This window comes from Burkholderia sp. (assembly GCF_018375725.1).
GTDB lineage: Bacteria > Pseudomonadota > Gammaproteobacteria > Burkholderiales > Burkholderiaceae > Burkholderia.
This window is the reverse complement of record NZ_JAHACR010000079.1, coordinates 1-14,583: the sequence shown is the minus strand read 5'-3', so window position 1 is coordinate 14,583 and position 14,583 is coordinate 1. Positions and strand designations below refer to the sequence as shown.

13 protein-coding genes are annotated in these 14,583 nt (G+C 66.2%); 2 read left to right on the top strand and 11 right to left on the bottom strand.

The features are described from left to right. Positions 1 to 498, bottom strand: a 498-nt coding sequence (locus KH616_RS11650; RefSeq protein ID WP_292244270.1) for an ABC transporter transmembrane domain-containing protein, incomplete at its 3' end; no start/stop codon positions are given. A 173-nt stretch (positions 499 to 671) separates the two neighbouring features. On the opposite strand from KH616_RS11650, the gene KH616_RS11645 reads away from it, so the two are divergent. Next, positions 672 to 1,067 (top strand): acyl-CoA thioesterase, encoded by a 396-nt coding sequence (locus tag KH616_RS11645; RefSeq protein ID WP_292244269.1) that lies wholly within the window; start codon positions 672 to 674, stop codon positions 1,065 to 1,067. A 110-nt stretch (positions 1,068 to 1,177) separates the two neighbouring features. On the opposite strand, the gene KH616_RS11640 is transcribed toward KH616_RS11645, so the two are convergent. Beyond that, positions 1,178 to 1,657 carry a nitrate reductase associated protein gene (locus KH616_RS11640; protein ID WP_292244268.1) on the bottom strand — a complete coding sequence of 160 codons (480 nt, stop codon included), beginning with the start codon at positions 1,655 to 1,657 and terminating at the stop codon, positions 1,178 to 1,180. A gap of 131 nt (positions 1,658 to 1,788) precedes the next feature. On the opposite strand from KH616_RS11640, the gene fdhD reads away from it, so the two are divergent. After that, positions 1,789 to 2,613 (top strand): formate dehydrogenase accessory sulfurtransferase FdhD, encoded by an 825-nt coding sequence (gene fdhD / locus KH616_RS11635; protein ID WP_292244267.1) that lies wholly within the window; start codon positions 1,789 to 1,791, stop codon positions 2,611 to 2,613. A gap of 23 nt (positions 2,614 to 2,636) precedes the next feature. Here the strand turns inward: fdhD and KH616_RS11630 are convergent, their stop codons facing one another. From KH616_RS11630 to KH616_RS11590, 9 genes are all read right to left on the bottom strand, one after another. After that, positions 2,637 to 3,401 (bottom strand): enoyl-CoA hydratase, encoded by a 765-nt coding sequence (locus tag KH616_RS11630; RefSeq protein WP_292244266.1) that lies wholly within the window; start codon positions 3,399 to 3,401, stop codon positions 2,637 to 2,639. A 93-nt stretch (positions 3,402 to 3,494) separates the two neighbouring features. Then, on the bottom strand, positions 3,495 to 4,694 hold the full coding sequence (locus KH616_RS11625; protein ID WP_292244265.1) for an acetyl-CoA C-acyltransferase: 1,200 nt from the start codon (positions 4,692 to 4,694) through the stop codon (positions 3,495 to 3,497). A gap of 70 nt (positions 4,695 to 4,764) precedes the next feature. Then, positions 4,765 to 7,200: a 3-hydroxyacyl-CoA dehydrogenase/enoyl-CoA hydratase family protein gene (locus tag KH616_RS11620; RefSeq protein WP_292244264.1), complete on the bottom strand. Its 2,436-nt coding sequence runs from the start codon at positions 7,198 to 7,200 to the stop codon at positions 4,765 to 4,767. Between the two features lie 114 nt (positions 7,201 to 7,314). After that, positions 7,315 to 9,102, bottom strand: coding sequence for an acyl-CoA dehydrogenase C-terminal domain-containing protein (locus KH616_RS11615; protein ID WP_292244263.1), 1,788 nt, complete (start codon positions 9,100 to 9,102; stop codon positions 7,315 to 7,317). Positions 9,103 to 9,160: 58 nt separating this feature from the next. Further along, positions 9,161 to 9,760, bottom strand: a complete 600-nt coding sequence (locus tag KH616_RS11610) for a TetR/AcrR family transcriptional regulator (protein ID WP_292244262.1) — start codon at positions 9,758 to 9,760, stop codon at positions 9,161 to 9,163. 202 nt (positions 9,761 to 9,962) lie between these two features. Then, entirely contained in the window at positions 9,963 to 11,237 is a 1,275-nt protein-coding gene (gene clsB, locus KH616_RS11605) for a cardiolipin synthase ClsB (RefSeq protein WP_292244261.1), read from the bottom strand. After that, entirely contained in the window at positions 11,234 to 11,710 is a 477-nt protein-coding gene (nudB, locus tag KH616_RS11600; protein WP_292244260.1) for a dihydroneopterin triphosphate diphosphatase, read from the bottom strand. The genes clsB and nudB overlap by 4 nt, the downstream gene beginning before the upstream one ends. A 156-nt stretch (positions 11,711 to 11,866) precedes the next feature. Beyond that, on the bottom strand, positions 11,867 to 13,669 hold the full coding sequence (aspS, locus tag KH616_RS11595) for an aspartate--tRNA ligase (RefSeq protein WP_292244259.1): 1,803 nt from the start codon (positions 13,667 to 13,669) through the stop codon (positions 11,867 to 11,869). Between the two features lie 57 nt (positions 13,670 to 13,726). Further along, a complete protein-coding gene (locus tag KH616_RS11590) occupies positions 13,727 to 14,377 on the bottom strand; it encodes a DUF502 domain-containing protein (protein WP_292244258.1) in 651 nt (216 codons plus the stop codon). Between the last annotated feature and the right edge of the window lie 206 nt (positions 14,378 to 14,583).

Genomic DNA, 14,583 nt, shown 5'->3' with positions numbered 1-14,583 from the left:
CGAGATCAGCTGCTGGATGCCGCGCGTGCCGCGCTCGATGTCGCGCGACATGCCGCCCGTCTGCCGCTCGAGATGGAACCGCAGCGACAGGCCGTGCAGATGCCGGAACACCTGCAGCGCGAGCCGGCGCACGGCGCTCTCGGTCACTTTCGAGAAGAGGATCTCGCGCAGCTCGGTAAACAGCGACGTCGACAGCCGCACGAGCGCATAGGCGACGACAAGCAGCCCGACTCCGCCGGCGAGCACGATGCCGGCCGACTGCTCCGCGCGGCCGAGCGCGGTCAGCTGCTGCACGGCGGCAAGGTGGTCGACGATGCGTTTCATCACGACCGGCACGCCGAGGTTCGCGACCTTCGCGCCGATCAGGCAGGACAGCGCGAACACGACGCGCCATTTGTAGGTCGTCAGGTAAGGCAGCAGCGAACGGATGGTCCGCCAGTCGTTGCGTGGCCCGGATTGAAGCGGCGCGGGCTCGCCGGAAGCGGGAAATCGGCGCATGGGGGCGTGTGCGCGGCAGCGCAAACCGCGCAATCGGCGGCTCGCCCGCACGCTTTCTCGTACAATTTGCGAACGTTGTATTGTCGCAGAAGCCGGTTCGCGCCGCTGTCCGTGGCCTCGCCGGCCGCCCCCGCGCGGAGCGGCTGATTTATTACAGGATGAAAGCCCCCGTCATGACCGACCAGCCCCTCGAACTCCCGCAAAAGCAGCCGGCGCTGCGCGTCGTCCCGCAACCGTCCGACGCGAATGTCCACGGCGACGTGTTCGGCGGCTGGATCATGTCGCAGGTCGACATCGCAGGATCGATCCCGGCAACCCGGCGCGCGAACGGCCGGGTCGCGACCGTGGCGGTCAACTCGTTCGTGTTCAAGCAGCCGGTGTTCGTCGGCGACCTGCTGAGCTTCTACGCCAGCATCATCAAGACCGGCAATACGTCGGTCACCGTCGATGTCGAGGTTTTTGCGCAGCGGATGGCGCTGCCCGGCGAAGTCGTGAAAGTCACCGAAGCGACGCTTACCTACGTCGCGACCGGCCCCGATCGCAAGCCGCGGTCGCTGCCGCCGGCCTGACGCACGCCGCGCGGCGCGGCCTTCGACCGTATCCTGCGCCGCGAAACGCATGCGCCGGGACTTCGCGCGGCGCGCCCCGCCTTCCTGACGCGCGCCCGCCCGACGATCCGTCAGTGCGCCGTCAGCCCGAATTCCCGCATCGCGGGCAAGAAATCGTGGTTCAGTTTCGGCTTGCGCGACAGCTTCACCAGCACGTAGCGCTGGAACGGCGCGAGCCCCCGCCATTGGGCAAGATCGGGCGCCGGCAACCCCGCCAGCGCACTTTGCTGCACCAGCGCGTCCGGCACCGTTTCGGTGCTGCGCCACGCCGGGCTGCCGTCCGGCTCGAACCAGGTCGGTTCGAGACCGGCATGCGTACGCAGCATCTCGAACAGCGCGTGATCGAAATTCGGTTCGATCTCGGCGGCCTCGTCCGCCGGAAAGCGGGCGAGCAGCTTGCGATCCTCGAGCGGCAGCAGTTGCCACTGTTCGAGCGAAATCCGCAAGCCGAAACGATCGAGGTTGAAGCGCACGATCATCGGGATATACGTCAGGTTTTCCGACGAATCGAGTTCGAAATCAAATAGCAACGGTGCGTCGCTGAGTCCCATGGTTCATTCCCGAGAAATGGCGAATGCAGGCGCGTTCGGCCCGCCTGAGGTATTTTAGAACCTCTGCGCGCGAACGGCGGACGGGATCGGTCGCCGTTCATCGGCGCGCGTCAATTTATGGGAGTCTTTGCGTGAATCCGACCGATACTGCCGAGCCGGACGGCGCGATCGAGCTGTCCGTGCGCCGCCGGCGCGGCGACGCCATCGAGACGGCAATCGACCATGTCGGCCAGGAATGGCCTGTTGCACTCGTCTTCAACGGCATTTCTCATGCGGTCATGATGTGCACGCCGCGCGATCTCGAAGCGTTCGCGGTGGGCTTTGCGATCTCCGAAGGGATCGTCGCGCGCGGCAGCGACATCAAGGACATCGACGTGATCCTGCATGCCGACGCGCCGCTGCCGCATGCGGAAGTGCATCTGGAAGTGGTCCAGGAAGCCTTCGCCGCGCTGAAGGACAAGCGCCGCGCGCTCGCCGGGCGCACCGGCTGCGGCGTGTGCGGGATCGAAAGCATCGACCTCCTGGATCTGGCGCCGGAACGCGTGCCCGACACCGGTTTTCTCGCGCGGCTCGCGCCGGACGCACTCGAGCGCGCCGCGCGTGAACTGCCCGCGCATCAGGCCCTGACGCGCCTGACCGGCGGCCTGCATGCGGCCGCGTGGTGCGACGCAACAGGCACGATCCGCATGGCCTTCGAGGACGTCGGCCGTCACAACGCGCTCGACAAGCTGATCGGCTCGCTGGTGCTGTCGCGAGCCGACACGACCGACGGCTTCGTGTTCCTGTCGAGCCGCGCGAGCTACGAATTGGTGCGCAAGGCTGCGCGGGTCGACATTCCGATGGTCGCGACGATCTCCGCGCCGTCGTCGCTCGCGATTGCCATCGCGCAGCAGGCCGGACTGCGGCTCGTCAGCTTCTGCCGCGCGTCGGGCTACGTCGATTACGGCACCGCCTGAGCACCGGCGGCGCCGCACATGCGTCAGTCGAACCGACTGAAATCCGGCTTGCGCTTCTCGAAGAACGCCGCCATCGCCTCGCGTGCTTCCGGTCCGCGCAGCATCGTGCCGAAGTGCTGCGCCTCCTCCGCGATCCGCTCGGCGACGCCCACGCCGCCTGCATGCTTCAGCAGCGCCTTCGTCACCCGCAGCGACGCGGCCGGCAGCGCGGCCAGCTTCGCCGCCTGCTTCGCCGCGAACGCGTCGAGTTCGGCGGCCGGCAGCACACGGTTGACGATGCCGATCCGGTGCGCTTCGAGTGCATCGAACGGCTCGCCGAGCAGCAGCTTCTCGGCGGCGACCTGATGCCCGGCCAGACGCGGCAGCAACAGGCTCGACGCCGCTTCCGGACACAGGCCGAGCTGCGTGAACGGCAGCGAGAACACGGCGGTGTCGGCCGCATAGACGAGATCGCAATGCAGCAGCATCGTCACGCCGACACCGACCGCAACTCCCGGCACCGCGGCGACGATCGGCTTGCTCGCGCCGCTGATGCGGGCGAGAAACTGGAATACCGGCGCGTGCTCGTCCTTCGGCGGCGCCTTCATGAAATCCTCGAGATCGTTGCCGGCGCTGAAATTGCCGTCGCTGCCGCGCAGCAGGATCGCGCGGACGGCCTTGTCTTCCTGCGCGTCGCCGAGTGCGTCGGCCATCGTCTGGTACATCGCCGCCGTGATCGCATTCTTTTTCGCGGGGCGGGCGAGCGTGATCGTCATCACGCCCTGGGCGCGTTCCACCTGGATATCCATCGCCGGTGTCTCCTTCGCTGTTCTCAATCGCAATGAAAAAACGGTGCGCGAGCTCGCGGCCCGCGCACCGTCGTCCTGACTGGCTCGCCTCGCTTACAGGCGTTCGATGATGCCGGCGGCGCCCATGCCGGTGCCGACGCACATCGTGACCATGCCGTACTTCAGGTTGCGGCGGCGCAGGCCATGCACGACGGTCGCCGCGCGGATCGCGCCGGTCGCGCCGAGCGGGTGGCCGAGCGCGATCGCGCCGCCCATCGGGTTGACCTTCGCCGGGTCGAGGCCGAGGTCGCGCATCACCGCCAGCGATTGCGCGTCGAATGCCTCGTTCAGTTCGATCCAGTCGAGATCGTCCTGCTTGAGGCCCGCGGCCTTCAGGGCGGCCGGAATCGCTTCCTTCGGGCCGATGCCCATGATTTCCGGCGGCACGCCACGCACCGCGAAGCTCACGAAGCGTGCGAGCGGCGTCAGGTTGAACTGCCTGAGCACCTTTTCCGACACGACGAGCAGCGCGCCTGCACCGTCCGACGTCTGCGAGCTGTTGCCGGCCGTTACCGAGCCCTTGTTCGCGAACACGGCGCGCAGTTTCGCGAGCCCTTCGATCGACGTGTCGGCACGCGGGCCTTCGTCGAGCGCGATCTCGCGCGTCGTCACGTCGACCTGGCCCGTCGCGAGGTTCGGGAAGCGTTCGGTGATCGTGTACGCCGCGATCTCGTCCCTGAACTCGCCGGCCTGCTGCGCGGCCAGCGCCTTCCGGTGCGACTCGACCGAGAACGCATCCTGGTCTTCGCGACTCACCTTCCACTGGTCGGCGACGCGCTCGGCGGTCAGGCCCATCCCGTATGCAATGCCGATGTCCTCGCCGCGGTCGAAGATGTGCGGCGACATCGACGGCTTGTTGCCCATCATCGGCACCATGCTCATCGATTCGCAGCCGCCTGCGAGCATCGCGTCCGCTTCGCCGACGCGGATGCGGTCCGCCGCCATCGCGAGCGCGGTGAGGCCCGACGCGCAGAAGCGGTTGACCGTCACGCCGCCGACCGTATTCGGCAGGCCCGAGAGCAGCGCGCCGATCCGGGCGACGTTCAGGCCTTGCTCGGCTTCGGGAATGGCGCAGCCGATGATTGCGTCTTCGATCAGCTTCGTGTCGAATTCCGGCACCTGCGCGACGGCCGACTTGATCGCGTGGACGAGCAGTTCGTCAGGGCGCGTGTTCTTGAAGGCGCCGCGCGGAGCCTTGCCGATCGGCGTGCGGCTGGCGGCGACGATGTATGCATCCTGCAGTTGTTTGCTCATGTCTGACTCCTGTCGACCAGAGTGAGCGCTTCAGCGCTTGCTCCGGTCCCATGCAAAGTTGTTCGCTCGCTCAGTTGCGCACCGGCTTGCCGGTCTGCAACATGCCCATGATCCGTTCCTGCGTCTTTTGCGTACCGAGCAGCTCGACGAACGCCCGACGCTCGAGCGCAAGCAGCCAGTCCTCGTCGACGAGGCTGCCCGCTTCGACGTCGCCGCCGCACACCGCTTCCGCGATGCGGCTCGCGATCAGGAAGTCGTGGTCGCTGATGAAGCGGCCGTCGCGCATGTTGACGAGCTGCGCCTTGATCGTCGCAATCGCCGAGCGGCCCGCGACCGGCACGTCCTTCGCCTTCAGCGGCGCGCGGTAGCTGGTGGCGGCCAGTGCGCGGGCTTCCTTCTTCGCGGTGTCGAGCAGTTCGAACACGTTGAAGACGATCGTGTCGGACGGTTTCAGGTAGCCCATCGCACGCGCGTCGTGCGCGGACGACGAAACCTTCGCCATCGCCGCGTTTTCGAACGACTTCGTGACGAACTTCATGATGTCGGTCGTCGCGTTGGCCGCGGTCGCCGCGTCCGCCGCGCGCAGGGCCGCTTCCTTCAGGCCGCCGCCCGCCGGCACGAGGCCGACGCCCACTTCGACGAGACCGACGTAGCTCTCGACATGCACGACACGCTTCGCGCTGTGCAGCATCAGCTCGCATCCGCCGCCGAGCGCGATGCCCGACACGGCCGCGACGACCGGCACGTTCGCGTACTTCACGCGCATCATGCCGTCCTGGAATTTCTTCACGAACGGCTCGATGCCCTTCGCCCCGCCCATCATGAATGCCGGCATCGCCTCTTCGAGGTTCGCGCCCGCCGAGAACGGGCCGCCCGGTGCGCCGAGCTTCAGCGACGTCGGCTGCCAGATCACGACGCCCTTGTACGCCTTCTCCGCGAGCTCGATCGCCTGCACGAGGCCGTCGATCACGCCCGGGCCGATCGTGTTCATCTTCGACTTGAACGACACGATCACGACGTCGTCCTCGCCCGCACGGTCATCGACCCACGCGCGCACCGAATCGGTCTCGAACAGCGTCTTGCCGTAGGTCTTCGGATCGGCGCCCTGTTCGCCCAGGAGCGGCGCGCGGAACACCTGCTTGTCGTAGACCGGCAGATCCGAACGCGGCACGAAGCGCTTCGCCGCCGGCGACCACGCGCCTTCGGCCGTGTGCACGCCGCCCTTCTCGGCGACCGGGCCTTCGAGCACCCACGCCGGCAGCGGCACGTTCGACAGCGCCTTGCCGGCCGCGATGTCTTCCTGCACCCACTCGGCCACCTGCTTCCAGCCGGCCGCCTGCCAGCCTTCGAACGGGCCTTCGTTCCAGCCGAAGCCCCAGCGGATCGCGAGGTCGATGTCGCGCGCGTTGTCGGCGATCGACTCGAGATGCACGCCGATATAGTGGAACACGTCGCGGAAGATCGCCCACAGGAACTGCGCGTGCGGATGATCCGTTTCACGCAGCAGCTTCAGGCGCTCGGCCGGCGGCCGCTTCAGGATGCGGCCGACCAGCTCGTCGGCCTTTGCGCCGGCATCGACGTAGGTGCCCGTCTTCGCGTCGAGCACCTTGATCGCCTTGCCTTCCTTCTTGTAGAAGCCGCCGCCCGTCTTCTGGCCGAGCGCGCCCTGCTTCACCAGCTCGGCGAGCACGGCCGGCGTCTCGTAGACCGGGAAGAACGGATCGTCGGCGAGGTTGTCCTGCATCGTCTTGATCACGTGCGCCATCGTGTCGAGGCCGACCACGTCCGCGGTGCGGAACGTCGCCGACTTCGCGCGACCGAGGCGGCTGCCCGTCAGGTCGTCGACTTCGTCGAAGCGCAGGCCGAACTTCGCGGCCTCGGCGATCACCGCGAGGATCGAGAAGATGCCGACGCGGTTCGCGATGAAGTTCGGCGTGTCCTTCGCGCGCACGACGCCCTTGCCGACGACGCTCGTCAGGAACGTCTCGAGCTGGTCGAGGATTTCCGGACGCGTATGCGCGGTCGGGATCAGCTCGACCAGATGCATGTAGCGCGGCGGATTGAAGAAGTGCACGCCGCAGAAACGCGACTTCAGTTCATCGGAGAAACCTTCCGACAGTGCCGTGATCGACAGGCCCGACGTGTTGGTCGCGAAAATCGCGTTCGGCGCGATGTGCGGCGCGACCTTCTTGTACAGGTCGTGCTTCCAGTCCATCCGCTCGGCGATCGCTTCGATCACGATGTCGCACTCGGCGAGCTTTTCGATGTCGTCCTCGTAGTTCGCGGCCTCGAGATACTTCGCGTCCTCCTTCACGCCGAACGGCGCGGGCGACAGCTTCTTCAGGTTCTCGATCGCCTTCAGCGCGATCGCGTTCTTCGGGCCCTCCTTGGCCGGCAGGTCGAACAGCAGCACAGGCACGCGCGCGTTGACGAGATGCGCGGCGATCTGCGCGCCCATCACGCCGGCGCCCAGCACGGCCACCTTGCGAATGTTGAAATTGCTCACGGGATGTCTCCGGATTGTGTCGCGCAGCGCGGGGAATGAAGGGCTGCGCGGCGAAGTGAGGACCAGGAACCGTATCGTCCGGGCGGAACGCGGCGCGCTCCGCCCGAAGCCACATCAGAACAGCGCTTCGTCGACTTCCATCATCGTCTTCGAGCCGGCGCGCGCGGCGCGGATCGTCGACGCCGTTTCCGGCAGGAGACGCGCGAAGTAGAAACGCGCGGTCGCGAGCTTCGACTTGTAGAACGGATCGCCCGACGCTTCCTTGTCGAGCGCGATGCGTGCCATGCGGGCCCAGAAGTACGCGAACACCAGATGGCCGACCGTGCGCAGGTACGGCACGGCGGCGGCGCCGACTTCGTCCGGGTTCTGCATCGCCTTCATGCCGATTTCCATCGTCAGCTTCTGCACCTTGTCGCCGAGGTCGGCGAGCGGGTTGATGAACTCGGACATCTCCGGCTTCACGCCTTCCGCCTCGACGAAATCGGCCACGATCTTGCCGAACTTCTTCAGCTTCGCGCCCATGTCGCCGAGCACCTTGCGGCCCAGCAGGTCGAGCGACTGGATCGAGTTCGTGCCTTCGTAGATCATGTTGATCCGCGCGTCGCGCACATACTGCTCCATCCCCCACTCGGAAATGAAGCCGTGGCCGCCGTAGATCTGCATCGCGTGGTTCGTGCACTCGAACGCGTTGTCGGTCAGGAACGCCTTGATGACCGGCGTGAGCAGCGCGACGAGATCGGCCGCTTCCTTGCGCACCGACTCATCGCCGTGCGACAGCTCCTTGTCGATCTGGAGCGCCGACCAGTACGTGAATGCGCGCGCGCCTTCCGCGTAGGCCTTCTGCGTGAGCAGCATGCGGCGCACATCCGGATGGACGATGATCGGATCGGCCGGCTTGTCCGGCGCCTTCGGGCCCGTCAGCGAGCGCATCTGCAGGCGCTCCTTCGCATACGTCAGCGAATTCTGGTACGCGACTTCCGTGAGGCCGAGGCCCTGCATGCCCACACCCAGGCGCGCGGCGTTCATCATCACGAACATCGCATTCAGGCCCTTGTTCGGCTCGCCGACCATCCAGCCCTTCGCGTTGTCGAGGTTCATCACGCAGGTCGAATTGCCGTGGATGCCCATCTTGTGCTCGATCGAGCCGCACTTGATGCTGTTGCGCTGGCCCGGCTCGCCCGAGGCGTCGGGAATGAACTTCGGCACGATGAACAGCGAGATCCCCTTCGTGCCTTGCGGCGCGTCAGGCAGGCGCGCGAGCACGAGGTGGATGATGTTCTTCGACATGTCGTGCTCGCCGCTCGAGATGAAGATCTTCGTGCCGGTGATCGAGTACGAGCCGTCGCCGTTGGATTCGGCCTTGGTGCGCAGGATGCCGAGGTCGGTGCCGCAGTGCGGCTCGGTCAGGCACATCGTGCCCGTCCATTCGCCCGACACGAGCTTCGGCAGGTAGCGCTGCTGCAGCTCGGGCGCGCCGTGCGCATGCAGGCATTCATAGGCGCCGTGCGACAGGCCCGGATACATCGTCCATGCCTGGTTCGCCGAGTTCAGCATCTCGTAGAGCGCGTTGTTGACGAACGCGGGCAGCCCCTGACCGCCGTACTCCGGATCGCAGCCGAGCGCCGGCCAGCCGGCTTCGACGTACTGCCGGTACGCCTCCTTGAAGCCGGTCGGCGTGGTCACGACGCCGTCGCCGGCATACGTGCAGCCTTCACGGTCGCCGACCTGGTTCAGCGGGAACAGCACCTCGGAGCAGAACTTGCCCGCTTCTTCGAGGACCTGGTTGATCGTGTCGGCGTCGAGGTCCGCATGCCTAGGCATTTCCTTGACCTCGGCTTCGACGTTCAGAAGCTCGTGCAACACGAATTGCATGTCGCGCAGCGGCGCGGCGTACTGTCCCATGACTCTCTCCAAAGGTAGGGCAATCGGCTCGAGCTCCTGGCGGGCGGGTCACGCGCCGCTAACTGCTCTCGCTCTGATACGAAACAATCGTCTTTTCCAGCGCGGCCCACGTGAGGCGCACCGCGTCCGGCAGATGCAGGAAGCGCGCGTCGTGATGCAGGCCGATCGTGAAGCTGTACAGCTCGAAGAGCATCAGGTTCGGATCGGTATCCCGACGCAGATGCCCCTCGTCCTTCGCCTGCGAAATGGCGCGCAGCAGCGCGGCACGCCATGCCGTCACGCTCGCGATCAACTGCTCGCGCACCGGGCTGTCCGGCCGGTCGTCGTACTCGACGGCCCCGCTGATGTAGATGCACCCGGTCGTCACCTCCTGGATGCGCTTCTCGATCCAGCGCGACAGCATGGCCCGCAGACGCGGCAGACCGCGCGGCTCGCGCAGGCTCGGAAAGAACACCTCGTTTTCGAAACGATGGTGATACTCGCGGACGACTTCCAACTGCAAGTCTTCGCGCGATCCGAAGTGCGCGAACACGCCGCTCTTGCTCATCTGCATCCGCTCGGCCAGCAGGCCGATCGTCAGCCCCTCCAGCCCGTCACGGCTGGCGAGGTCCAAAGCAGCTTCAAGGATTGCGGCACGCGTCTGTTCGCCTTTTCGCATAGCTCTTATCTAACCGTTCGGGTGTGATCGAATAAAATCGAACGGCCGTACTATTATTGAGTGCGACCGCTCGGGGAAACAAGGAAATTATTAGAAACCGGTGTCTAACCGAGACGCTATTTTGCGCGATTCCGGCGCGTCCGGAACGGCTTTTCCGCACGGGCGTGCGGAAATTTTTCGGGCAGATCTTTGAAGCGGGCGCTTAGTCGTAGTGGCCGACCGTCAGCACCTTCATCGCGGCACGGTACGCCATGTAGGCGAACCAGTTGAGTATGCGCTCCAGGAGCGGCCGCGCCGCGTAGCGGGCCGGGTCGATCTCGCGTCCGTCGCCGAACGCCGACACGATCGCGTCGCGCAACTCGTTCGTGACCTTGTCGTGCCGCACCAGCACGACGTTGGCCTCATTGTTCAGCATCAGGCTCAGCGCATCCAGATTCGACGAGCCGACCGTCGCCCAGTTGTCGTCGATCACGGCGACCTTGCCGTGCAGGATCGTCTTGTCGTATTCGGCGATGCGCACCCCCGCGCGCAGCAGCGCGTAATAGAGAAACGGCACCGCGGTGTCGAGTGCCGCGAACTCCTTGCAGCCGATCAGGATCCGTACGTCGACGCCGCGCCGCGCCGCGCCGGTCAGCGCACGGCGCAGCTTGCGTCCGGGCAGGAAATACGGATTCGCGAGCAGGATCCGCTGACGCGCGCGGCCGATCGCGGCGAGATAGGCTTTCTCGATCGCGCGACGGTTCACGACGTTGTCGCGTGCGACGAACGCGACGCTTGGCGCGGTGATCCTCCGCAATGCGCCTGCCCTGATCCACCGATGGCTGCGCATCCAGCGGCGGAACATGTCCGGGAACGCATCGCCGCCGCCCAGCCCGGCCGCGTATTGCGCATACGGCTTGTGCCCGAACTGAATCCGGTGCCACTGCAATTCGATCGCGGCACGCACATCCGACACGACCGGCCCGGACATCTCGACGGCGAAGTCCCAGCGCGGGAAGTCGAGCCGCGTGTCGTTCTGCGCGTAGTCGTCGACGATGTTGATGCCGCCGCAGAATGCATAGGCGTGGTCGACGACGGCCAGCTTGCGGTGCGTGCGCGAAAAGCCAAAGCGGCCGAACAGGTAGGGGTTGTAGATGCAGTGCTCGATGCCCGCGCCGACCCACGCATCGAACAGCGGCAGGCGCGCGGTGCCGATGCCGTCGGTGATCACGCGCACGCGCACGCCGCGTTGCGCGGCGCGCATCAGCGCGTCGGACACGCGCCGGCCCGCGGCATCGTCGCAGAAGATGTAGGTTTCGAGCATGACCTGCTCGCGCGCGCCGTCGATCCGCTCGACCAGCGCGGCGAAGAACGCATCGCCATGTTCGCACAGCCGCACGGTGTTGCCCGACGTGAACGCGAGCCGCGACGCGGAGCCCCGCTCCTGCAGGAACATCTGGCGCAACTGTGCGAAACGGCGGCGGGCCTCGCCGGTCATCTGGAACCGGGCGCCGCGTGCGCGGGCAACTGCAGGATCGCCTCGGCGTTCGACGGTGAAAAGCAGCGCGCGGCCGCTTCGCGATACGGCAGCCACGCATAGTCGACGTGCTCGCGCGGCGCGAGCGTCACGTCGACGCGATACGGGACGCGCAGGCCGAACCAGTGCTCGGTGTTGCGCGTGACGCCGGGCGCGTAGCTATGCAGATATTGCGGATAGATGCTGTATTCGATCTGGTGATGCCAGTCGGCCAGCGCGCTGGCGGGCACGTCCGGCGTACCGACCACGATCCCGGTTTCCTCGGCGACTTCACGCGCGGCGGTCACGGCGAGCGGCTCGTCCAGCGTGTCCTTCGAACCGGTGACGGATTGCCAGAAGCCCGGCAGATCGGCGCGCTTGATCACCAGCACGTCGAGTGCGGGCGTATAGATCACGACGAGAACGGATTCGGGAATTTTCGGCGGCTTGGTCATTGTTGTGTCATCCGGCGCGGCACCGCGCATCGCATCCTGCGCGCCGCGCGGCAGGTGCTGCGACTGTACCGCAAAAAAAGAAAAAGGCGCACCACGGCGCCTTTTTCGTCACGTCCTGCGCGTGTCGCCACGCGCATGGTCAGGTCAACCGAAGCATTACGCCTTCGGCTGCTCCGGCTGACGCAGACGGATATGCAACTCGCGCAGCTGGCGCTCGTCGACGGCGCTCGGCGCCTGCGTGAGCAGACACTGTGCGCGCTGGGTCTTCGGGAAGGCGATCACGTCGCGAATCGAATCGGCACCCGCCATCATCGTGACGATGCGGTCGAGACCGAACGCGATACCGCCATGCGGCGGCGCGCCGTACTGCAGCGCGTCGAGCAGGAAGCCGAACTTCAGCTGCGCCTCTTCCGGCCCGATCTTCAGCGCGCGGAACACCTTGCTCTGCACGTCTTCGCGGTGGATACGCACCGAGCCGCCGCCGATTTCCCAGCCGTTCAGCACCATGTCGTAGGCCTTCGCGAGGCAGCGGCCCGGGTCGGTCTCGAGGTACTCGAGATGCTCGTCCTTCGGGCTCGTGAACGGGTGGTGCGCCGCGACGTAGCGCGCATCTTCATCGTCGTATTCGAACATCGGGAAGTCGACGACCCACAGCGGCTTCCAGCCGGCCTCGACGAGACCGTTCGCCTTGCCGAACTCCGAATGGCCGACCTTCAGGCGCAGCGCGCCGAGGCTGTCGTTGACGACCTTGGCGCGATCGGCCGCGAAGAAAATGATGTCGCCGTCTTCCGCGCCGGTGCGCTCGAGAATCGCCGCGATCGCCGCGTCGTGCAGGTTCTTGACGATCGGGCTTTGCAGACCGTCGCGGCCCTTCGCCTTCTCGTTGACCTTGATCCACGCGAGGCCCTTCGCACCGTAGATGCGCACGAACTCGGTGTAGCTGTCGATGTCGCCGCGCGACAGATCGCCGCCCTTCGGCACACGCAGCGCCGCGACGCGACCGTCCTTCGCATTGGCCGGCGTGCTGAACACCTTGAAATCGACGTCCTTCATCGCATCGGTCAGCTCGGTGAACTCGAGCTTCACGCGCAGGTCCGGCTTGTCCGAACCGAAACGTGCCATCGCTTCCGAGTACGGCATGACCGGGAACTTGGCATCCAGCTCGACATCGATCGTCGACTTGAAGATATGACGGATCATGTCTTCGAACAGATCGCGGATTTCCTGCTCGCCGAGGAACGACGTCTCGCAGTCGATCTGCGTGAATTCCGGCTGACGGTCTGCGCGCAGGTCCTCGTCGCGGAAGCACTTGGTGATCTGGTAGTAGCGGTCGAAGTTCGCGACCATCAGCAGCTGCTTGAACAGCTGCGGCGACTGCGGCAGCGCGAAGAACTGGCCCGCGTTCACGCGCGACGGCACGAGATAGTCGCGCGCGCCTTCCGGCGTGCTCTTCGTCAGCATCGGCGTTTCGATGTCGATGAAGCCCTGCTCGTCGAGGTACTTGCGCGCCTCGATCGCGACGCGGTAACGCAGGCGCAGGTTGTGCTGCATCTGCGGACGGCGCAGGTCGAGCACGCGGTGCGTGAGGCGCGTCGTTTCCGACAGGTTGTCGTCGTCGAGCTGGAACGGCGGCGTGACCGACGCGTTGAGCACGGTCAGCTCGTGGCACAGCACTTCGATCTTGCCGCTCTTCAGGCCGGCGTTGACCGTGCCTTCCGGACGGCTGCGCACGACACCCTTCACCTGGACGCAGAACTCGTTGCGCACGCCTTCGGCGGTCGCGAACATCTCCGCGCGATCCGGATCGCACACCACCTGCACGAGGCCTTCACGATCGCGCAGGTCGATGAAGATCACACCGCCGTGGTCGCGGCGGCGCTGCACCCAGCCGCACAGCGACACGGTTTGGCCCAGCAGGTGTTCGGTCACGAGACCGCAGTATTCAGTTCGCATCGACATGATGTTTGCTTTCGTTCGGTTTGATCAACGGGCGCTGCATCGGGCAGCCCGGGCAAATTACAGCGGCGGCTCGACGGGGCGGCGGGCGGGCGCCGGTACCGGCGCCGGGGGCGCCACCACGCCCATCGAGACGATGTACTTGAGCGCGGCATCGACCGACATGTCGAGTTCGATGACTTCGCTCTTCGGCAGCATCAGGAAGAAGCCGGACGTCGGGTTCGGCGTCGTCGGCACGTACACGCTCACGTACTCTTCCGTCAGATGGTTGACCACGTCGCCGCCGGGCGTGCCCGTCAGGAACGCAATCGTATACGACCCGCGGCGCGGATACTCGATCAGGAGCGCCTGGCGGAACGCATTGCCGCTGCTCGACAGCAGCGTGTCCGACACCTGCTTGACGCTCGTGTAGATCGGTCCGACAACCGGAATGTGCTGCACGACGGCGTTCCACCAGGTCACGAGCTTCTGGCCGACGAAGTTCCGCGTCGCGAGGCCGACGACGAAGATGAACGCAAGCGTCAGCAGCGCGCCGATCCCCGGCAGACGGAAGCCGAGCATCCGCTCGGGCTGCCAGGATTCCGGCAGCAGCAGCAGCGTCTGATCCATCGTCCCGATGATGAGGCCGAGCACCCACAGCGTGATCGCCAGCGGGACAAGAACCAGCAAGCCGGTCAGAAACACCGATTTCAGGGTTGTCTTTTTCATCATCTGCCGTCAAGGAGCCGCGCCGGCGCGCGGCGCGGGATAAACGCGGCCCGGCCGGGCCGCGACAGTCAACTGTCGGATTTGGGTGCAGGCGCCGGTGCCGCGGCCGGCGCGGCGCTGGCCGCGCTGTCGGTGCCGGATGCCGGCGCCGCGGCCGGCGCGGCGCTGGCCGCGCTGTCGGTGCCGGATGCCGGCGCCGTCGATGCTGC

Excerpts from the sequence above, each read along its gene's own strand:
- KH616_RS11630 (WP_292244266.1), bottom strand. The coding sequence starts at position 3,401 with ATGGATATCCAGGTGGAACGCGCCCAGGGCGTGATGACGATCACGCTC.
- KH616_RS11645 (WP_292244269.1), top strand. The coding sequence starts at position 672 with ATGACCGACCAGCCCCTCGAACTCCCGCAAAAGCAGCCGGCGCTGCGC.
- aspS (WP_292244259.1), bottom strand. The coding sequence starts at position 13,669 with ATGTCGATGCGAACTGAATACTGCGGTCTCGTGACCGAACACCTGCTG.
- clsB (WP_292244261.1), bottom strand. The coding sequence starts at position 11,237 with ATGACCGGCGAGGCCCGCCGCCGTTTCGCACAGTTGCGCCAGATGTTC.
- KH616_RS11610 (WP_292244262.1), bottom strand. The coding sequence starts at position 9,760 with ATGCGAAAAGGCGAACAGACGCGTGCCGCAATCCTTGAAGCTGCTTTG.
- nudB (WP_292244260.1), bottom strand. The coding sequence starts at position 11,710 with ATGACCAAGCCGCCGAAAATTCCCGAATCCGTTCTCGTCGTGATCTAT.
- KH616_RS11640 (WP_292244268.1), bottom strand. The coding sequence starts at position 1,657 with ATGGGACTCAGCGACGCACCGTTGCTATTTGATTTCGAACTCGATTCG.
- KH616_RS11590 (WP_292244258.1), bottom strand. The coding sequence starts at position 14,377 with ATGATGAAAAAGACAACCCTGAAATCGGTGTTTCTGACCGGCTTGCTG.
- KH616_RS11625 (WP_292244265.1), bottom strand. The coding sequence starts at position 4,694 with ATGAGCAAACAACTGCAGGATGCATACATCGTCGCCGCCAGCCGCACG.
- KH616_RS11615 (WP_292244263.1), bottom strand. The coding sequence starts at position 9,102 with ATGGGACAGTACGCCGCGCCGCTGCGCGACATGCAATTCGTGTTGCAC.